Source organism: Geobacillus sp. CCR (assembly GCF_052906625.1).
Genome location: NZ_JBREBQ010000014.1, coordinates 15,867 through 34,949, shown reverse-complemented (window position 1 = coordinate 34,949; position 19,083 = coordinate 15,867). Strand labels below are relative to the sequence as shown.

General features: G+C 53.0%; 24 protein-coding genes. 17 read left to right on the top strand and 7 right to left on the bottom strand.

Going from position 1 to position 19,083, the window contains the following annotated elements; genetic code table 11:
* Nucleotides 1-115 precede the first annotated feature (115 nt).
* Entirely contained in the window at nucleotides 116-481 is a 366-nt protein-coding gene (locus tag ACVBDQ_RS09060; protein WP_011232426.1) for a HesB/IscA family protein, read from the top strand.
* A 220-nt stretch (nucleotides 482-701) separates the two neighbouring features.
* Nucleotides 702-1,004, top strand: a complete 303-nt coding sequence (locus ACVBDQ_RS09055) for a LapA family protein (protein WP_011232425.1) — start codon at nucleotides 702-704, stop codon at nucleotides 1,002-1,004.
* A 161-nt stretch (nucleotides 1,005-1,165) separates the two neighbouring features.
* Here the strand turns inward: ACVBDQ_RS09055 and ACVBDQ_RS09050 are convergent, their stop codons facing one another.
* Entirely contained in the window at nucleotides 1,166-2,164 is a 999-nt protein-coding gene (locus tag ACVBDQ_RS09050) for an NAD(P)/FAD-dependent oxidoreductase (protein WP_011232424.1), read from the bottom strand.
* Between the two features lie 275 nt (nucleotides 2,165-2,439).
* On the opposite strand from ACVBDQ_RS09050, the gene ACVBDQ_RS09045 reads away from it, so the two are divergent.
* From ACVBDQ_RS09045 to ACVBDQ_RS09025, 5 genes are all read left to right on the top strand, one after another.
* Nucleotides 2,440-3,663, top strand: a complete 1,224-nt coding sequence (locus ACVBDQ_RS09045; protein WP_013524525.1) for an NAD(P)/FAD-dependent oxidoreductase — start codon at nucleotides 2,440-2,442, stop codon at nucleotides 3,661-3,663.
* A 119-nt stretch (nucleotides 3,664-3,782) separates the two neighbouring features.
* Nucleotides 3,783-4,286 carry an NUDIX domain-containing protein gene (locus ACVBDQ_RS09040; RefSeq protein WP_011232422.1) on the top strand — a complete coding sequence of 168 codons (504 nt, stop codon included), beginning with the start codon at nucleotides 3,783-3,785 and terminating at the stop codon, nucleotides 4,284-4,286.
* 124 nt (nucleotides 4,287-4,410) lie between these two features.
* Nucleotides 4,411-4,548, top strand: coding sequence for a YuiA family protein (locus ACVBDQ_RS09035; RefSeq protein WP_011232421.1), 138 nt, complete (start codon nucleotides 4,411-4,413; stop codon nucleotides 4,546-4,548).
* A gap of 126 nt (nucleotides 4,549-4,674) precedes the next feature.
* The gene (locus ACVBDQ_RS09030; RefSeq protein WP_014196657.1) at nucleotides 4,675-4,998 is read left to right on the top strand and encodes a YuiB family protein; all 324 of its coding nucleotides are present in this window, start codon (nucleotides 4,675-4,677) and stop codon (nucleotides 4,996-4,998) included.
* Between the two features lie 227 nt (nucleotides 4,999-5,225).
* Complete coding sequence (locus ACVBDQ_RS09025) at nucleotides 5,226-5,864, top strand: 3D domain-containing protein (RefSeq protein WP_014196656.1); 639 nt, start codon at nucleotides 5,226-5,228, stop codon at nucleotides 5,862-5,864.
* A 17-nt stretch (nucleotides 5,865-5,881) separates the two neighbouring features.
* On the opposite strand, the gene ACVBDQ_RS09020 is transcribed toward ACVBDQ_RS09025, so the two are convergent.
* Nucleotides 5,882-6,691, bottom strand: coding sequence for a cobalamin-binding protein (locus tag ACVBDQ_RS09020; RefSeq protein ID WP_014196655.1), 810 nt, complete (start codon nucleotides 6,689-6,691; stop codon nucleotides 5,882-5,884).
* Between the two features lie 184 nt (nucleotides 6,692-6,875).
* Here ACVBDQ_RS09020 and ACVBDQ_RS09015 point away from each other — a divergent pair, with 184 nt between their 5' ends.
* The 3 genes from ACVBDQ_RS09015 to ACVBDQ_RS09005 all read left to right on the top strand — a co-directional run bounded on the left by ACVBDQ_RS09015 (nucleotide 6,876) and on the right by ACVBDQ_RS09005 (nucleotide 10,281).
* The gene (locus tag ACVBDQ_RS09015; protein WP_446663187.1) at nucleotides 6,876-8,369 is read left to right on the top strand and encodes a leucyl aminopeptidase; all 1,494 of its coding nucleotides are present in this window, start codon (nucleotides 6,876-6,878) and stop codon (nucleotides 8,367-8,369) included.
* A gap of 274 nt (nucleotides 8,370-8,643) precedes the next feature.
* Nucleotides 8,644-9,264 (top strand): DUF47 domain-containing protein, encoded by a 621-nt coding sequence (locus ACVBDQ_RS09010; protein ID WP_014196653.1) that lies wholly within the window; start codon nucleotides 8,644-8,646, stop codon nucleotides 9,262-9,264.
* A gap of 18 nt (nucleotides 9,265-9,282) precedes the next feature.
* On the top strand, nucleotides 9,283-10,281 hold the full coding sequence (locus tag ACVBDQ_RS09005; RefSeq protein WP_011232415.1) for an inorganic phosphate transporter: 999 nt from the start codon (nucleotides 9,283-9,285) through the stop codon (nucleotides 10,279-10,281).
* Nucleotides 10,282-10,390: 109 nt separating this feature from the next.
* Here ACVBDQ_RS09005 and ACVBDQ_RS09000 read toward each other — a convergent pair whose 3' ends face one another.
* Nucleotides 10,391-10,996 carry a biotin transporter BioY gene (locus ACVBDQ_RS09000; RefSeq protein ID WP_011232414.1) on the bottom strand — a complete coding sequence of 202 codons (606 nt, stop codon included), beginning with the start codon at nucleotides 10,994-10,996 and terminating at the stop codon, nucleotides 10,391-10,393.
* Between the two features lie 173 nt (nucleotides 10,997-11,169).
* Between ACVBDQ_RS09000 and ACVBDQ_RS08995 the strand changes: the two genes are divergently transcribed.
* From ACVBDQ_RS08995 to ACVBDQ_RS08985, 3 genes are all read left to right on the top strand, one after another.
* Entirely contained in the window at nucleotides 11,170-11,328 is a 159-nt protein-coding gene (locus ACVBDQ_RS08995; RefSeq protein WP_011232413.1) for a hypothetical protein, read from the top strand.
* Between the two features lie 705 nt (nucleotides 11,329-12,033).
* Nucleotides 12,034-12,408: a hypothetical protein gene (locus ACVBDQ_RS08990; RefSeq protein ID WP_014196649.1), complete on the top strand. Its 375-nt coding sequence runs from the start codon at nucleotides 12,034-12,036 to the stop codon at nucleotides 12,406-12,408.
* Nucleotides 12,409-12,468: 60 nt separating this feature from the next.
* On the top strand, nucleotides 12,469-12,621 hold the full coding sequence (locus ACVBDQ_RS08985) for a hypothetical protein (protein ID WP_014196648.1): 153 nt from the start codon (nucleotides 12,469-12,471) through the stop codon (nucleotides 12,619-12,621).
* Between the two features lie 318 nt (nucleotides 12,622-12,939).
* Here the strand turns inward: ACVBDQ_RS08985 and ACVBDQ_RS08980 are convergent, their stop codons facing one another.
* From ACVBDQ_RS08980 to ACVBDQ_RS08970, 3 genes are all read right to left on the bottom strand, one after another.
* Complete coding sequence (locus tag ACVBDQ_RS08980; protein ID WP_014196647.1) at nucleotides 12,940-13,290, bottom strand: hypothetical protein; 351 nt, start codon at nucleotides 13,288-13,290, stop codon at nucleotides 12,940-12,942.
* A gap of 120 nt (nucleotides 13,291-13,410) precedes the next feature.
* Complete coding sequence (locus ACVBDQ_RS08975; protein ID WP_446663184.1) at nucleotides 13,411-14,733, bottom strand: ArsB/NhaD family transporter; 1,323 nt, start codon at nucleotides 14,731-14,733, stop codon at nucleotides 13,411-13,413.
* Between the two features lie 20 nt (nucleotides 14,734-14,753).
* Complete coding sequence (locus ACVBDQ_RS08970) at nucleotides 14,754-15,191, bottom strand: hypothetical protein (RefSeq protein ID WP_011232406.1); 438 nt, start codon at nucleotides 15,189-15,191, stop codon at nucleotides 14,754-14,756.
* Between the two features lie 371 nt (nucleotides 15,192-15,562).
* Here ACVBDQ_RS08970 and kapD point away from each other — a divergent pair, with 371 nt between their 5' ends.
* From kapD to ACVBDQ_RS08955, 3 genes are all read left to right on the top strand, one after another.
* Entirely contained in the window at nucleotides 15,563-16,183 is a 621-nt protein-coding gene (gene kapD / locus ACVBDQ_RS08965; RefSeq protein ID WP_238981016.1) for a 3'-5' exonuclease KapD, read from the top strand.
* 77 nt (nucleotides 16,184-16,260) lie between these two features.
* Nucleotides 16,261-16,476: a hypothetical protein gene (locus tag ACVBDQ_RS08960; protein WP_011232404.1), complete on the top strand. Its 216-nt coding sequence runs from the start codon at nucleotides 16,261-16,263 to the stop codon at nucleotides 16,474-16,476.
* 58 nt (nucleotides 16,477-16,534) lie between these two features.
* A complete protein-coding gene (locus ACVBDQ_RS08955; RefSeq protein WP_446663183.1) occupies nucleotides 16,535-17,056 on the top strand; it encodes a superoxide dismutase family protein in 522 nt (173 codons plus the stop codon).
* Nucleotides 17,057-17,463: 407 nt separating this feature from the next.
* On the opposite strand, the gene ACVBDQ_RS08950 is transcribed toward ACVBDQ_RS08955, so the two are convergent.
* Nucleotides 17,464-18,639, bottom strand: coding sequence for a MalY/PatB family protein (locus ACVBDQ_RS08950; protein ID WP_033026176.1), 1,176 nt, complete (start codon nucleotides 18,637-18,639; stop codon nucleotides 17,464-17,466).
* 151 nt (nucleotides 18,640-18,790) lie between these two features.
* Here ACVBDQ_RS08950 and ACVBDQ_RS08945 point away from each other — a divergent pair, with 151 nt between their 5' ends.
* Nucleotides 18,791-19,054 carry a DUF1871 family protein gene (locus tag ACVBDQ_RS08945; protein ID WP_446663182.1) on the top strand — a complete coding sequence of 88 codons (264 nt, stop codon included), beginning with the start codon at nucleotides 18,791-18,793 and terminating at the stop codon, nucleotides 19,052-19,054.
* The last annotated feature ends 29 nt before the right edge of the window (nucleotides 19,055-19,083 follow it).

The window sequence follows — 19,083 nt, the reverse complement described above, 5'->3', positions numbered from 1 at the left end:
ATCGGAATCATTCAAGGGATTCGCCCCATCTGAGCCGTCGGGTGAAAGCGGGCGAACCTGTCGAAAAACGGCCAAGCTGTTTGGCCAGTGTCAACCGTTAAAGGAGGGATCATGGATGGCAGAGGCAGTTATTACGCTGACAGAAGCGGCAGCGTTTCAAATCAAAGATATGATGAAAGAGCAGGAAGAAGAGGGCGCGTACTTGCGCGTCGGTGTCCATGGCGGCGGCTGCAGCGGGTTGTCGTACGGCATGGGCTTTGACCATGAGCGGCGTGAGGATGACATCGAATTTGAGCAGCACGGCATCAAAATTTTGGTGGACCGCGACAGCGCGCCGATTTTGCGCGGAACGGTCATCGACTATAAACAGTCGCTGCTTGGCGGCGGGTTTACGATCAACAATCCGAACGCCATTGCGACATGCGGCTGCGGCTCCTCGTTCCGCACAGCGACCAATGCCGGCACGCCGGAGCAATGCTAAGCAGGCGGGATGACGTCCATCTGCCTGGCAGAGGAAAACGGCCTGCCTTGCCGTGACGTCGGGCTCTTGAGAAGGCCGGTTTTCGCCGCACGGCCGGTTGAAAACGCGGGCGTGTACCGACTGGCGAAATGTTGGAAGGGTGGTCTTTCCCTCACGAAATTGGGGAAAACGGCCGCGCTCCAACATCGGCCTTTTCGGGAGCGCCAAAGGAGGAGAAACGATGAAAGGACAAATCAATGTCATCTTGGCGCTTGTCTTGGCGCTCATTGTGGCGCTGCTGGCGGTGGCGAATGTCGAGCAGGTGACGATCCATTATTTAGTCGGCGAAACCCGCTTGCCGCTCATTATCGTCATTTTAGGTTCGGCCGTCCTTGGCGGCCTTGTCGTCGGCATGCTCGGATGGGTGCGTTTGTTCAGCCTGCGCCGGCAGGTGAAGCTGCTCGAGAGAGAGCGGGAGGAATGGACGAAAAACAAGGCTGGGAATACTGATGGCGAGTCGGTTTCGCTGGAGCGAGAGGGATGAGGCATGAGCATGGCGCCCCCAACAAAGAGGGGCGCCTTTTGCTTGAAAAACGGGTGTGGACGGGGCGGGCTATATGAATGGCTCCAATCAGTCGGGATGCGGCGTTAAGGCGAAATGCCGAGCGCCCCTTCGCTTCCGCTTGTTTTCCCGACGGAGCGCCATTAAAACAGCGATGTCGAGTGCGCCGGCTGCATCCGCGCCGTCGGGTCGATGTACGTTTTGGCGCTGCTGATGGCGATCGGCGCTTCGCCAAAGCCGCAGGCGATCAGCTTGATTTTCCCGTCGTACGTGCAAATGTCGCCCGCCGCATACACGCCGGGGATGTTCGTTTCCATCCGCGAGTTGACTTTGATCGCATTTTTTTCGATGTCAAGCCCCCAGTTTTTGATGGGGCCAAGCGAAGAAATAAAGCCGTAGTTGACAATGACGGCGTCGACATCGATCGTTTCTTTCGTTCCTTCTTTCACATGCTCGAGGATGACTTGGCGGATGGCGTGTTCATCGCCGACGAGTTCAACGGGCACAAACGGCGTTTTCACTTGCACGCTGGACTTCTTGAGCTGCTCGACGCTATGTTCATGGGCGCGGAATTTGTCGCGGCGATGCACAATCGTGACGCTTTGGGCGATCGGTTCGAGCATGAGCGACCAGTCAACAGCCGAGTCGCCGCCGCCGCAGACGAGCACGCGCTTTCCGGAAAACTGCCCCAAGTCGTTGATGAAGTAATGTAAGTTTTTTCCTTCATAGCGGGAAGCGCTTTCGATTTCGAGCCGACGCGGCTGAAAGGCGCCGTTTCCGGCGGTGATGATGACCGTTTTCGAATAATGGATTTGTTGATTGGTGACGAGTTTAAACGTTCCGTCCTCCTGCTTTTCGAGCGTGTCGACCGACTCGTTCAGGCAGACGGTCGGCGAAAATAGGTCCATCTGCTCTTTCAGCTGGTTGACAAGCTCTTGGGCGCGCACTTTCGGAAATCCGGCGACATCATATATGTATTTTTCCGGATATAACGCGGCCAGCTGCCCTCCAAGCTGCGGAAGGCTTTCGATAATTTTGACTTTCATTTGCCGCAAGCCGCCGTAAAACGCGGCAAACATCCCGGTCGGCCCGCCGCCGATAATGGTGACATCGTAGACGTTGCGATCTTCTTTCACCGACATCCCTCCCTGCGCGAAGTCATGGCATTACAAGTTTATCTTACCATAAATGGGCGTGGTTATAACGATCCTTTTTGTTGGACGAACAGAAAAAAAACTTGAAAAGGGAAAGAAAAAGGACTAATATGTTTTGTGGAGAGATTGTTAATTTTTTGTGACAGTCCCTCGACATTTTTTTGGCGGTTAACGTGAATTATTTCACAAACTTCGCTCAATAAAAACGGGGGCGGCCGCAAAAGCTATAACAAATGAATGAGAAAAAATGAAAAAGGGTGGAAGTGATCCAGGTGAGAAAACCAAACGTTGTCATTTTAGGCGCTGGCTATGGCGGGTTGATGACGACCGTTCGCCTGCAAAAGCTCATCGGCGTGAACGAAGCGAACATTACGCTCGTAAACAAGCACGATTACCATTATGAGACGACATGGCTTCATGAGGCATCGGCTGGGACGCTGCATCATGACCGCGTTCGCTATCCGATCAGCGATGTCATCGACCGGAACAAAGTGAAATTCATCCAAGATACGGTGACGAAAATCATTCCAAACGAAAAGAAAGTGCTGCTTGAAAACGGCGAGCTGACGTACGATTATCTCGTCATTGCCCTTGGGTTTGAATCAGAAACGTTCGGCATCAAAGGGTTGAAGGAATACGCATTTTCGATCGCCAATGTCGACGCCGCGCGGCAAATCCGCGAACATATCGAGTACCAGTTTGCGACGTACAACGCAGAAGAGGAAAAGAAAGAGGAGCGATTGACGATCGTCGTCGGCGGGGCGGGATTTACCGGCATTGAATTTTTAGGCGAGCTCGCCAACCGGATGCCGGAGCTGTGCCGCGAGTATGACATCGACCCGCACAAAGTGCGCATTATTTGCGTGGAGGCGGCGCCAACGGCGTTGCCGGGCTTCGATCCGGAGCTCGTCGAGTACGCGGTCAGCCAGCTTGAGCGCAAAGGAGTCGAGTTTCGAATCGGCACGGCGATTAAGGAATGCACGCCGGATGGCATCATTGTCGCTAAAGGTGATGATGTCGAGGAAATTAAAGCCGGCACGGTCATTTGGGCGGCCGGCGTGCGCGGCAGCCGCGTCATCGAGGAATCTGGGTTTGAAGCGGCGCGGGCGCGCATTAAAGTGGACCCGTACTTGCGTGTCCCGGGGCATGAAGACATTTTCGTCGTCGGCGACTGTTCGCTCGTGATTGATGAAGAAACGAACCGCCCGTATCCGCCGACGGCGCAAATCGCCATGCAAGAAGGCCAGCTGTGCGCGAAAAACTTGGCGGTGCTCATCCGTGGACAAGGGGAGCTGGAGCCGTTTAAGCCGGATATTAAAGGGACGGTTTGCTCGCTCGGCCATGATGATGCCATCGGCGTCGTGTTCGGCAAAAAGCTGTGGGGCGCCAAAGCGAGCTTCATGAAAAAAGTGATTGACAACCGCGCCCTGTATTTGATCGGCGGTTCGTCGCTTGTGATGAAAAAAGGCAAATTTAAATTTTTCTAATCGATTCAAAAAGCTCCCGTGATGGCGGGAGCTTTTTGTATGGCAACGAAACAGGGATCCGCCGCTCGATTGTCGAAATACAAACGGTGCATAACGATAGGGAGAAAAGGATGAGGACGATGGACAACAAACGAGGAAACGTTTGGATTGCGGCGGCCGGACTGGTCATAAACGAGAATGGGGAATGGCTCGTTGTCAAGAAAAAATACAGCGGGCTAAAAGGCAAATGGTCGCTGCCGGCCGGGTTCGTCCAGCCGGGGGAAATGCTCGATGAGGCGGCGGTTCGGGAAGTGAAGGAAGAAACGGGGATCGACGCCGAACCGGTCGCGCTTCTTGGCTTGCGCACCGGCGTCATCGCTGGGGAGATCAGCGACAATATGGCGATTTTTCTGTTGCGCCCGCTCTCGCGCGACATCGTCGTGCAGACGGATGAGCTGTATGCCGCCGCGTTTTTAAGCAAAACGGCGCTTCAGAATGATCCGAACACATCAGGCTTGCTTCGCTATTTGTTGGCGCTCGAGCCGCTTGATTCCCTTTCTCTGCATGACGGACTCAATCCCGGCGATCCGTTCGGCTACACGAAATACCGCCTTTACTTTGAATCATCAAAATTGAAAGAATAGTCAAGAAAATAAAAGCGATCGAAAGATGTATCCGCTTACACGAACGAAAATGGGGGAGAATCGCTGTTTGTTTTTACAGAAAATTTTGATATATTAACAAGAAAAGAAACGGAGGGGAACATCGATGACAAAAACATTGACAATGAACGACTGCCCGTACTGCGAGGGGCATGGATACGTTCAGCTGCTTTTGGGCGGATCGGAAACGTGCTACAGTTGCCAAGGAACGGGAAGCGATCACGAAGAGGATGACGATCATTGACGTTCGTCTGAAGACATGAAACATCGTTTGGAACCAATCAGGCGATCATGAAGAAGAGAACGAACATTGACGGTCATCCGCCCGATCCAGTACACTGAAAACGGGTGTACGGGAGGTGAAGGGCGGATGCAAATGAGTTTGCCGGTTGTTTTGATTTCGATGGTTTTATTTTTTGTGTTGTTTTTTGGCATTGGGTTTTTGGTGAATATGTTGCTGCGCATGACATGGATTACAGCGGTCTGCTTTCCGTTGATTGCGGTTTTCATTATTGATGATGTGCCGTTGACGCGCTATTTCACCGCACCGTCCGAGGCGTTCGCCGCGCTCGGCCGGAAAATCACTTCGCTGGCGGCGGCGGATCTGTTGATTTTGTCAAGCGGATTTGCCGGCGCTCTTTGCGCCGGATGGGCGATCCGCACGCTGCGGGCGAAAGGGTATCAAATGTTTTAGAGCGTCTCTGCCTTGGGCAGGGGCGTTTTTTTTGTGAACAGCGCTGATGAGCGCCCGAGCGGATCACAACGTCGGTTCGTGTATGTTTTTGGCAAAACGCACAAGCTTTGCGCTCGGGTTTCACAATGAGGTTGTTCATGGACGGTTTTTTCGTTTTTTGTCTCATTCGCAATGAATATTTCGATTTTGGATGGAGATAAATAGAGGTGTGAGAGGAGTTGAGAGCATTGAATGGGTTTAGGCAGTTCGTGCGCCGAACCGCGATGACGCTGCTGTTTTTGGCGGCGCTCTTTGCGACATTCGAGTCCGTTTCCGGGGTTGACGCGAAGACGGTTCTCCATCCCTTTCCGAGCGCTTTATCGATGGATCATCAGCCCGTTTGGGGAATGAAAGAGCTCGCGAAAAACGGGGGCCGCTCCGTTTTGCGGCTTGAGGATCATTTTGACTGGTCAAAATATCCTTCCGTTGAAGTGGTCGCCACCGGCTATACAGCCGGCATTGAATCGACCGGGAAAACGCCCGATCACCCTGAGTATGGCATCACGTACTCCGGCGTCCGCGTTAAGCGCGACCTTTATTCGACGATTGCTGCCGATTTATCGATCTTTCCGATCGGCACGATTTTGTTCATCCCCGGATACGGGTTCGGCGTCGTCGCCGACAAAGGCGGGGCGATCAAAGGCCATCGTCTTGATTTATATTACGAAACCGTAGAAGATGTCTATAAATATTGGGGAAAAAGGAAAGTGCAAGTTTACATTATCCAAAAAGGGGACGGCAAGCTGTCAGAAGAAGAGTTGAAGCGGCTGAACGAAGATGAAACGATGCAAGTGTTCCGGCAGCAATATTTGGAATCGAAAAGTTAAAGGAGGGCTCCCGCCCGTCAGCCGCCAAGGAGCGGATCGCTGTCGTCAGCGGGAGGAAACAGCGCCGGATGCAAAAGCGGCGCCAATTTTTTTAATCCGACCAAGAGGCGCGGAGACGGACGGCAATAGAGCGCTTCTTCCAAAACATAGATGTTTCCGGTGCGGACTGCTTCGATCTGTTCGGCGTTCGGACGAGTTGTGACCGCTTTTCGGTTCATTTTTTTTGTCTGCACGCCGACCCAAACGAGCAAGATGTGCGACGGATTGCGGGCGAGAACGTCGTCCCATTCTGTTTGAACGCTCGCTTGCGGGATGTCGGAGAAAATGTTGCGCCCGCCGGCGAGCTCACTTAGTTCGCTCAGCCAGTTGGCGCCGCCCGGTGTGAAGATCGGCCGCGGCCACCATTCCCAATAAAGGCGGGACGGTTCAGCCGATGCGGCCCGCTCGCGATGCCAATCAAGCACGTCATGATAGCGGCGGACGAGTTCGGCCGCTTTTTTCGTTTCACCAAGCGCCTCGCCAAGCCGAAGAAGGTCGTTGGCAATGTCATCGAGCGAATTCGGCGCCAGCACGAGATGCGGGAGCCCGCGCCGTTTGAGCTCCTCGACGTTGCGCTCCATGCCGGGCACGCTTAGGGATGCGACGACGAGATCCGGTTTGAGCGCCTCGACTTGATCCATATCAATGCGCAGATCCGGCCCGACTTTCGGCAGCTGCTTCACTTCCGGCGGCCAGTCGGACGAATCGTCGACGGCGGCGACATCGTCAAGGCGGCCGAGATAGGCGAGCAGTTCGGTGTTGCTTGGACAAAGGGAAACGATTCTCATCAGCGTCGGTCCTTTCTAAATCGTCGTGATGATTACGGATTCGCCTTGCCCTGCGTGATTTCCTGTCCGTTTCAGCTGATTTTTTTGCATGAACGCAAGGAGAGAAAAGTTAGATAGTCGAAAGAATCGCTTTGCTTCGCTATAATGAAGGTGGGAATGAATCAACATGGAAAGGGATGAGACGATGTTTACGGTAAAACCTTTGCCGTCGGTGGAGGAACGGGATGAAGCGCTTGTCGTCGGTTTGTTTGAAGGGGCGAATTCATGGAGCGGCCTTGCCGGCGAATACGATGCCCGTCTTGGCGGACGGCTGTCGGAACTGCAGAAAGAAGGCGATATTTCCGCGAAGCGGGGGCGCATCGCCACCGTTCATCCATTTTTGCCGATGGGGGCGAAGCGGCTGTATTTCGTCGGTCTCGGAAAAAAGGAAGAGTTGACGTTTGAGCGGCTGCGCGAGGTGTTCGGCAAGCTGTTTCGCGCGTTGAAGCAGGCGAAGCGGACGAAAGCGGCGGTCGCGCTGGACACGTTTACGACCGAGGCCGTCGATGGAAACGAAGCGGCGCACGCCTTGGCGGAAGCCTATCACTTGGCGACGTATGAATTCCCTGGGTATAAGCAGAAAAAGTCAGAACCGGACTACCAGCTCGAATCGCTCATCGTCTACACGGCGGCCGAAGCGGCGGAAATTGAAGCGAGCTTGTTTGTCGGCTCGGTATACGGGAAGGCGACGAATTCGGCGCGCACGCTTGTCAATACGCCGGGGAATTTGCTGACGGCGTCGGATTTGGCTGATTATGCCGTGAAGCTCGCGAACCGATACGATTTTGACTATGAAGTTTTGGAGAAAGAAGACATGGAGCGGCTCGGCATGGGAGCGCTTTTGGCCGTCAATCAAGGCTCGAAACAGCCGCCCAAACTGATCGTCTTAAAATACCAAGGAAAAGACGAGTGGGAAGACGTGATCGCCCTCGTCGGCAAAGGGGTGACGTTCGATACGGGCGGCTATTGTTTGAAGCCGCGCGACAGCATGGTCGACATGAAAACCGATATGGCCGGCGCGGCGGCGGTGCTCGGGGCGATGGAAGCGATCGGCGAACTGCGGCCGGAACAAAACGTGCTCGCCGTCATTCCGGCGACCGACAATATGATCAGCGGCGAGGCGTTCAAGCCGGACGATGTCATTACGTCGCTGTCCGGAAAAACGATTGAAGTGAAAAACACGGATGCGGAAGGACGGCTCATTTTGGCCGATGCGGTGACCTATGCGAAACAGCACGGCGCCAGCTATATCATCGATGTCGCTACGTTGACGGGCGGAGTGATCGTCGCCTTGGGCACGGACAAAACGGGCGCGATGACGAACAATGAGGAGCTGTTTGAGCAATTGCTTGAAGCGTCGATGGAAACCGGAGAGTTCATTTGGCGGCTGCCGATTACGGAACACGACCGCGAGCGGGTGCGAAGCAGCAAAATCGCCGACTTGAACAATTCTCCGGGGCGGGAAGGGCACGCCATTATGGGCGGGGCGTTCATCGGCGAATTTGTGGAAGATACGCCGTGGGTGCATTTGGATATCGCCGGCACGGCCGCCACAAAGAAAGACGGCGACCTCGGTCCGGCTGGGGCGACAGGCGTGATGGTGCGCACGCTCACCGCGTTTGTCGAGCGGTTTGAATAAAACGAACGCCGGCAGGCTGATCGACAGGCGCTGCCTTGGCGCAGAGGCGCCCAGTGTGAGGGCGGGGTATGCCGGCAGCGAACGAGCCGAAGCGGACGTGCATAGCTTCGGCTTTTGTTTGGCACGCTACTATAGTACATAGCAGGAAAAGCGAACAGAATGTAAATGTAGTGTAAATTTCATGTAAAGTTTTTTGTTGTCTTATTGTAAATGATGTGTAAATTGTTACAATAAGTAGCGGTGATTTTGATTTCGCAAATGGAGGGTGTCTGATATGATTTTTTCACCGAAAAAAGACGTTTTCTTCGACATGTTGTTTACGATTTCGGAAAATGTGAAGGAAGCGGCGCAATATTTTGTCGAGTATAAAATTCAAAGCGTAAGCGACTTGAAAGAATTTGCCCGCGTCATGAAAGAGTACGAACGAAAGGGCGATTCATTCATCCATGAACTGGTCGTCCAATTGAACAAAACGTTCATTACGCCGATCGAGCGGGAAGACATCCACCAGTTGGCGATGAAAATGGACGATGTGCTTGACGGATTTGAGCAATGTTCAGCGCGGTTTGAAATGTTTTCGTTCACGGACATCGATGAACATATGGCGAAGTTTTTTGACTATATTTATCAAAGCACGATTGAAATTGTTCACGCCCTCGAACTGCTTGCGAACAAAAAATTGCTCGATATGCGCCAACATGCCATTAAAATCAAGGACTATGAAACGAAGTGCGACGAAATTTTGCGCGCGTCGATCAAAAACTTGTTTGTGACGCAAAAAGACCCGATTAAAATCATTCAATACAAAGAGCTTTACGAAATGTTGGAAGAGATTGCCGACAGTTGTGAAGATGTCGCCAATACGTTAGAGACGATTATCATGCGCAACGCATAAAAAGGGGACGCTGTGTTTATGGATACGATCCTGATTTTAACGATCTGCATCGTCATTTTCGCATTGGCGTTTGACTTTATCAACGGCTTTCACGATACGGCCAACGCCATTGCCACATCGGTGTCGACAAGGGCGCTCACGCCGCGTCAAGCCATTATTTTGGCTGCGACGATGAACTTTATCGGCGCGCTCACCTTTACCGGCGTCGCAAAAACGATTACGAAAGACATTGTCGACCCGTTTGCGCTAGAAAATGGACCACTCATTATTTTAGCAGCGTTGACATCAGCCATTGCCTGGAATTTGATCACGTGGTATTACGGCATTCCGAGCAGCTCTTCGCACGCGATCATCGGTTCGGTCGCCGGAGCGGCGATTTCCGCGGCTGGGGTTGGGATTTTGAATTACGGCGGGTTTTTGAAAATTTTACAATCGCTGATTCTTTCCCCGTTTTTGGCGTTAGGGGTCGGCTTTATCATTATGAGCATTTTTCGTTTTATCTTTAAAAACGCCAACTTATACAGCACGACGAGGGGCTTTCGGATGTTTCAAATTGTGACCGCGGCGTTTCAGGCGTATACGCACGGAACAAACGACGCTCAAAAAGCGATGGGGATCATTACGATGGCGTTAATCGCCGGCGGATACCACGCGACGACCGACATTCCTGAATGGGTGCGCATTTCTGCCGCCTTGGCCATGGGATTGGGAACGGCTGTTGGTGGGTGGAAGATCATTAAAACGGTCGGCGGAAAAATTATGAAAATTCGTCCGATCAACGGAGCGGCGGCTGATTTGTCGTCCGCACTCGTCATTCTTTCAGCGACGATGTTCCACTTGCCAGTCAGCACGACGCACGTCATTTCCTCGGCCATCATGGGGGTCGGCGCCGCCCAACGGGTGAAAGGCGTCAAATGGGGCGTCGCTCGCCGCATTGTGCTGACATGGATCATCACCTTGCCAGTGTCAGCGTTGATTGCTGGGTTTGTGTACCAGGTTCTCCGTTTATTTTTCTAACGAATGAAAGAGGGTGTCCCAACAGATCGGGACACCCTTTCTTATTGTTTTTCCTATGTTGTGTTTTGTTTAAGGAAAATTTCCCTTTTGGGTCAGACTCTTTTCGTGTTTAGGCCGCCGAACGGTCCGCGGCGGAGGAGCGTCCAATCGCCCGGCAAATCCTTGGGGCGATCAAGCCGGCGACGATCGACAACAAAATGTCTTTCGGCAGCGGGGCAAGCATCCAGCCCCACACCATGCCGTACGAAAGCCCTTCCGGCGCTTCCGCCCATAGTTTGTACGCCATGTACATCCAGTTCGTGCCGATGACATAGTTGATGACCATGCCAACGAGTGCGGCGGTGACGAAACGAGCTTTTGACGCCGGCTGCGGGCCGCGGTTGATGACCCATCCGGTCGCATAAGCGGCAACGATAAACGAAAGAATGAAGCCAAATGTCGGTTGGAAAATCATCGACAGTCCGCCGTTGAATTTGGCAAACACCGGCACGCCGGCGAGGCCGACGAGCATGTACACAATCATCGCCACCGCACCGAGCCGCCGCCCGAGCACCGCTCCGGCCAAGACGCAGAAAAACGTCTGCAGCGTAATGGGAACACCGCCGACGACAAGAAACGGCGCCCACGACGTAATGTTCGCCCCGATCGCCATCAAGGCGACGAACATGGCGGCGAGCGTCATGTCAATCGGTCGAAGTGAAGTCCGTCCTTCCATATGTAAACCCCCTTTTTTTGTCCGTTAACAAAATCGTACCGAACAACCGCTAGGCTGTCAATCCTCTTTTTTTCGGCGGATGATAAAGCGGCTTGGGGGGATGATAAGAAAAACGACTCCTCGAGCGCTTCATGCGGACAACGCGGCGAGGAGCGTGAAAGGAGGTCTTGTCAATGGATCGGTTCGTGCCGGATGAGGAACTGAAGCGGGCGAGCAAAATGGGGGCGAACGAAGACATCATCCATACAAGCAAACACGACGACGGCTACGATTTGCGCACCCCGGCGGAAATCGGGGCTCGGCAGCCGACGGATGAAAACGGCAATGCGTAAAAGAAGGGGTGCGGATCGACAGGAAAGAAAAACGTCTTGGACCGATTCGCGCCTCGAAAAAGCCGGAGGATCGAGCGAAAAAAGATGGCCGCCTCCCCATCGAGTTCCCTTAGAGAGGTCTTGTCGTTCTGATAAAATGCTGCCGGCTCGAATGTTGCACTCGTTTTTCAGTGGGTTTTTCGGCATGAAAGGAATAGAAGGAAACGAATTGATTGATTTTTATGAATAAACACCTATTTTTGATATAGTGATAAAGTTCCTTTTTTTTTTAATTTCCAGTAAAATTCTAATTGTAAATATATAGTTGGTTTACCATAACGTGTACTTGGTAAGGGAGTGAGGTAGCGTCAAAAGTTCTATGAAAAACCCAAACAGACCATAAAATATAATAATTACCTGGAGGATTTACTCTTTTCAGAATAAATAAATAAAGGGTGAACTCAATTTGTTAGAGATCGTTTTGATTGTATTGTTTTTGATCGGTTTGTTCGTTTTCGTGGTTTACTATGTTCTTTTTGCAACCAAAGATTTAAAAAGAGTGACACAACAAAATGAGGAAATCATGAAATTGCTAAATGAGATTAAAAATCATATTCAAACGAAAAAGTAGCGATTATGCAAAAGGTTCAAGTCATCCTGCCTAACCGAAGGCGAATAAAAATGGATGTGGCGGATTCAAATGACGGAGCACCAAGGAGAATCTTTATGACCAAGAGAATAAAGTTTATACTGTTTACCTTGTTCTTCTCCCCGTCATTATTCCTGATTAACTATTATCAAAGCATAAACATGAAAAAGGACGAATATCCGGATTATGTCTTTTGGACTCTCTATTTGTTGGTCGTCGTTTGCCTGACGATCATCTGCCGATCGATTCGACAAATCCTCTTTAGTGTTCTTTGCATGTCTGCCGTTTCTGTTGGCCTTGGATATTGGCTGATTGAGAAGAATGAAAGCATTCGATATTTTTACAACCTTGGGATTCCCACAACGTTTATTGGCCTTTCGCTGCTTGTTCACGTCATTCCGCTATTCGTCTGTTTGTTCCGTTCTAATAAGAAAAATGTAGAGAAAGCCTGAATGTTGGATGCATTCTGATGAAGGAGAACCGGTTTCCATGAATCGAAAAAAAGGTTTGTCTTGTTTGTTGCCGTGCTGATGGTTATTTTCTTTTTCGTCTACATGTTTGAAGAACAAGTGCTGCGCTTTTTAGACTACAAGGCGGTCAAGCTGACGATGTTGATTTCGTTGATCACGATCATTGTCGGTGATATCATCTATCGACGTACGTAATCGGATGCGCAGTGTGAACGGAAGGGAATGCCGGGCGCGGTGCCCGGCAAGTTTGTTTAGGCGCTGGACGGCGATGGGATGATCGCTGTCTTTTTTGGGCCGGATCAACAACCGTTTTGATCTGCCCGCTTTGCCTAGCGCGGTAAGGCGCAAACGACAACACCGCTTCCAGCGCCATGCATGGTCTGGAAGCGGCGCTATCGCATCGGGCGCGACCGTCGTGAACGGATGTTGGCAGCCGTCAAAGCGGCGAATGCGAAGAGTGAAGGCTGCTTGCCGCCGTTTTTCCCCTTTCGCCCGCCGCCGCGATGGCGAAGGCTATCCGTGAAAAGGCGGAAACACGTTCCAACGCAAGCCGATGACGAGCTGGCAGCACGGAAACGCGCCAGGCGGCGGCGACAACGTCAGGCGGATGCCGTCGGGATTGAAATACACATCGGTTTTCGAGCGGATGCCAAGCGAGCGGATGAGGCGCTTCACTTCATCCGTTTTTCCTTCTTGGGCGGCCGACATGACCGAGGCCGCAAACGAACGGGATTCGGCCAGTTTTTTCAAAACGGTGGCAGCATCGTTCATCAGCGTCTGCGCCGTGGCGGCGGACTGGGAAAAGAGCGCCGGGTCGATCGGAGGGTACGGGCCGGCCGGCATCCGCGGGAACGGGGTGAACATGGCTGCTTGCGCCTCCTTTCCGGAAATGGAATCCGATATTACGATATGTGCAAACAGCCAAAAAGGAGCGAAGCCAAACGGCGATTTCGCTCCTTCTTTATGCATTGCGCAGGCGGGACGCTATAAATAGCGCAGCCATAAATAGGCATGCGACAGGAGCAAGGCAATGAGCGTGAGCGGCGCGCCGATTTTCAAAAAATCAACGTACGTAAAGCCATACCCTTCGCGCGAGGCCATGCCGGCGACAATCACATTCGCCGAGGCGCCGATGAGCGTCCCGTTTCCGCCGAGGCAGGCGCCAAGAGACAAGGCCCACCACAGCACGTCAATCTGCGGGGCGTCTGGAGACAGTCCCATGCCGACTGCCATATCTTGAATGAGCGGGATCATCGTGGCGACGAACGGGATGTTGTCGATCGTCGCTGAGGCGACGCCGGACAGCCAAAGGATGAAATAAGCGGCCGTGGAAATATCGCCGCCAGTGACATCGAGCGTTTTTTCGGCCAATAATTTGATCAGGCCGATGTCAACGAGCCCACCGACCAAGACGAACAGACCGGCGAAAAAGAAAATCGTGCCCCATTCGATCGAATGAAAGACATCCTCCAGTTCGTGCTCCGGCACGGCGATGAGCATGAGCACGACCGCTCCGGTCATGGCGATGACGGCCGCATCGACATGAATGACCGAATGAAAAATAAAGCCAAGGACGGTCAGCCCGAGCACGGCGACCGATTTGCGCATCAGCTTCGCATCTTGAATATAATCGGCGTCGCGAAGCTCTATCAGCTTTTGAATCAACGCAGGATCGGTTTTCAGCTGCTTGCGGTAAACGAATGCGAGCAGCGCGACCGTCACAATGGCGATGACGATGACGATTGGCGTCAAGTTGAACAAGAAAGCGTTGAAATCGAGATGCTTGTTCGCCGAGCCGATCATAATGTTCGGCGGGTCGCCGATCAATGTCGCTGTGCCGCCGATATTGGATAAGAGCACTTCAGAAATCAAATAGGGAACGGGGTTGACTTGGAGCATCCGTGTAATTGAAAACGTCACCGGCACGACAAGCAGCACGGTGGTCACGTTGTCCAAAAACGCCGACAACAGCCCGGTCAACAGTGAAAGCATCACCAAAATGCGGACCGGGCGGCCTTTGGCGAGTTTCGCTGCTTTAATGGCCATGTATTGAAAAAAGCCGGACTTGCTCGTAATGCCGACCAAGATCATCATTCCGATCAGCAGCGTGATCGTTCCCCACTCAATATGGTGGGTGAACGCTTTTTCGATGTCAACGATGCCGAAGATGACCATGAGCGCCGCCCCGAGCAAGGCGATGACCGCGCGGTGGATTTTTTCAGAAATGATGATCGCGTATACAACCAAGAAAACGGCAATGGCAAAATAATATTGAAGATTTGACACGTGTGCGGCAGAATGATCCATTCGTACTCCTCCCTTTCCAGTTATGTCGTCATGTTGTGAAAACCGCTCCCGCACGCCGGGCATGTCCAATCACTGCGCTCGCTGGCGGCTTCACGAACATAAAACGTAAATGAACAATGCGGACAAGGGATTTCGCGCACCCGATCCATCAACATCCGCCGCCTCGGTTCGGCTGGAGCATTGGTGTCAATGATCTCGACATGGATGTCGTCGCGCGATTCGTCTTCCGCGATCACGTTTCCTTCCGCTTCATCTTTTGTGCGCCAGCGGCCGCCGAGCACATGCTGCTCAAGTTGGCTGTGCGAGGAATGTTCAAGCATTTCTTCAGCCAGTTTCATGTACTGGCGGTCCGTCAGCCCGCTGAACGGAAGGTTCTTCTTCTGTTTTTTCCAATACGCCCGCAGTTGGTCTTCGGTGAAAATCCATGTAACAATCTGATGAATCACGACATTTTTCATCCCATCCACCCTCCTTTTTCTTGATCATATCATAGAAGGCTGGTGATTTAACAGGAAATGCGGCTCAACCATAGCATTTCTTCAATGCATCAACCTTATAAATGCTGCTCTTCTCTTCACTCAAGAACCATCGGTTTAGGGGAAATGGTTGTTTTTCGCGGATCTTATAAAGGGTGGGGGAGAAAAAACGATTGGCTTGAATGGGAAGCGTCCATCCGCCCTTCTTCTTTTTCGCCAAGGCTTTCGTTGATTCCTACGGCATCCGCCTCTTTTTCGCCATTTTCTGAAAAAAGAAATAAACAATCGCTTCTGCGTGATATAATAATAGTAAGACGGACGGCAACAGCGTGCCGGAAAGGGGGGAAGCGACGATGGACAGCCCGCAATATTTGTTTCTCGATTTTGAATTTACGATGCCGGAGACGAAAACAAACCCGAACGGGTTTTGCCCGGAAATTATTGAAGTCGGCCTTGTCGCGGTTGTTGACGATCAGATCATCGGCCAATTTTCTTCCTATGTGAAGCCGCTCCGCTTTCCGCAGCTCACGGAACGGTGCAAGTCGTTTCTCAACATCACCCAAGAACAAATCGACCGCGGAATGAGTTTTTATGAGCTGGTTTCCTTGCTTCGGCAATATGACCGCAAACGCCCGACGACAGTGATGACGTGGGGGAGCATGGATATGAAAGTGCTCCGGGAAAACTGCCAATCGGCGCAAGTGGAATTCCCATTCACGGGCGAGCATCGTGATTTAGCCATGGAGTATAAGCGGTTTTTCGGCAACAAAAACCAAACCGCGCTGCGCAAGGCGGTGCAAGAGTACGGCAATGAGGCGGTTGGAAAAGCCCATTGCGCGCTCGATGATGCGTTCACCGCGTATACGATTTTCCGGCTGGTGGAAAACGACAAAAAATATTTGGCGAAGACAAAGCCGCCGACGATTGGAGAACGGATTGATTTGACCCAGCTGCGAAAAAAATTCGCTTTATAGCCGGCTGCGTTGGCGGCGGCTTTTTTTATGTTATAATAGAAAGTGGACGATTTTTTAGGCAGAAAGGTTGTTTCCTTATGTGGCCATCGGTGCTGAATTTATTTTTGTACTTTCCAGAAGACAAACGTGAATACATTCCCGCAGCCATTTCGTTTGCTGTCTTCTTCTTGATGGCGGTGTTCACGATGCGGCTCATCATCATCATCTCCCGGCGGCAGGAGAAGGAAGCGAAGCGGCTCGAAGAACAGCTGCTTGGAAAACGAGAGGAACGGAAGGAGCCGCCCGGAGTATAAACGAGCCCCCCTCCGGCAATACTGGCGGATAACAAGTGATGCTGGAGGGTGGTTCGTCTTGCGAAAAACGTACGGTGTGGTCTTCGCTGCGGCGCTCGTGTTGTCCGGCTGCGGCCAAGAGAATGGAACGAGCCGGACGGTGGAGATGATCAATGCGGATGGCGATTCGATCGGTACGATCGAGTTGACTGAACAGGCGGAAGGGGTGCGGCTGAAGCTTGACTTGGAAGGCCTCCCGCCGGGAGAGCACGCCATTCACATCCATGAAAACGGAAGCTGCAAACCGCCCGATTTCCAATCGGCCGGCGGTCATTACAATCCGGACGGGAAAAAGCACGGCCTTCTCCACCCGGAGGGGGCGCATGCCGGCGATTTGCCGAACATTATTGTGAAGGATGACGGCACGGTCAACGTCGAGTTGAAGGCGCCCAATGTGACGCTGAAAGAAGGAGAGAAAGGCTCGCTGCTTACGAAAGACGGAACATCGATCGTCATTCACGCCAAGAAAGACGACGGCATGACCCAGCCGGCGGGAGACGCCGGCGGACGGATCGCCTGCGGGGAAATCAAGTCGTCGTGAAACAGGGGCTCGCGCGCGGGCCCCTGTTTCACGTTGCCGGGGCAGCGCTTCGCATGGCAAATGCGAGAAAGTGACGGTTGCACAGCTTCTGCTGCACATGGATGGCGGAACGGAGCAACGGGTCCGGCGCTGCTTCTTTTCCCTTTCGCCATCCGCTTGGCCGCTCTTCTTTGGTGCAAAGCTATATAGGATGCAACGAAATCGTTTAACATATCCTTGACGGAAAAGTGGCTCATCCATTTTTGACTGTCGAAGGCAAGCCGTAGGCTTGCCTCCGTCACGCTAAGGCGTGACGGAAGACCGAACAACGACTCGCTTAAAGACCCATTCATGGGTCTTTAAGCGGTGTTGTTCGGTCACTCGACAGTTGGATGAAATGACCGGTAAAAACGAAAAATGTTAAAGCTTTAAATTGCATCTATATAGCGCAGCGCCGTCGCCAGCCGCCGCAGCCCTTCCTCCAGCGTCGGGCGCGGGCAGGCGATATTCAAACGGATGAAGCCGACGCCTTCCTGGCCGAATTTGCTGCCGAACTCGACGGCGAGTTTTCCTGTTTCAAGGAGCCGACGCTTCAGCTCCGCCTCGGAAAGGCCAAGGCCGCGGCAGTCGATCCAGACAAGATACGTCGCCTGCGGCCGGACGGGGCGAAGCGGCGGCAAGTGTTCCGCTAAATAGGCAACCGTCATGTCGATGTTTTGCCGCAAGTAATCAAGCAAGGCGTCAAGCCACGGTCCGCCATGGCGGTAGGCCGCTTCCGCTCCGACGATGGCGAACGCATTCAGCGTAAAAAAGCCGTGCCGCTGCTGGACGCGGCGGAACGCCCGGCGCCGCGATTCGTCGGGAAGGATGACTTCCGCTGCCTGCAAACCGGCGAGGTTGAACGTTTTCGTCGGCGCGCGGAACGTGGCGCTTTGCGCGGCCAGCTCTGGGTGGAGGGAGGCAAACGGCGTGTGTTTGGCTGGCGGGAGCGTCAAATCGGCGTGGATTTCGTCGGAAAGGACGAAGACGCCGTGCTTGAGGCAAAGTTCTCCCAGCCGTTCGAGTTCTTCTTTTGTCCATGATTTGCCTCCCGGGTTGTGCGGATGGCAAAGGATGAGAAGTTTGGCATCGGGCAGCTTTCGCTCCAAGTCGTCCCAGTCGATCGCATAGTTGTCTTCCTCAAGGCGCAGCGGACTGAACAGAAGCGTGCGGTCATGGCGGCGGACGAGATCAAACAGCGGCCGGTAGACCGGGGAAAAAACGATGATGCGATCCCCTGGTTCGGAAAACGCTTCGATGGCGGCGGCGACCGCCGGCACGACGCCGTGGGCAAACACGAGCCAAGACGGATCGATCGTCCAGTCATGACGGCGTTCAAGCCATTGGCACACCGCTTCTTTGAGTGAATCGGGAATGACAGTGTAGCCGAACACGCCGTGCTCCACCCGTTGCCGCAGCGCTTCTTGCACTTCTTTCGGTGCGGGAAAATCCATGTCGGCGACCCACATCGGCCATACGTCTTCGCGGCCGAACACGCGATGAACGTCATCCCATTTCACCGACAGCGTGCCCCGGCGGTCGATGACGCGGTCGAACGGAAACATGATCGCGCCTTCTCCTTTCTCAGCACGCGAACGATGCGGTCCTTTCCCTTCATCGAATGGAAACATTGTTGCATCTTCTCCCTTCTTTTTTTCGAATCGATGGCTTATAATGGGTTATATCATAGCATCAAGAAAGGTGGATGGCGGCGGCATGGACGGACGACAGTTGAATCGGCTTCTTCTTGAATGGATCGGCGCCTGGGACCCGTTTGGCCTTGGAAAAGACGCCTACGACATCGAGGCGGCCAGCGTGCTCCAGGCGGTGTATGAGACGGAAGACGCCCGCACGTTGGCCGCCCGCATTCAGTCCATATATGAATTCGCCTTTGACGAGCCGATTCCTTTTCCCGACTGCCTAAAACTCGCCCGCCGGCTGCTTGAATTAAAGCAAGCGGCGTCCTGTCCGCTCCCGTGATGACGACAGGGAGCCGGCTTGGCGAAACC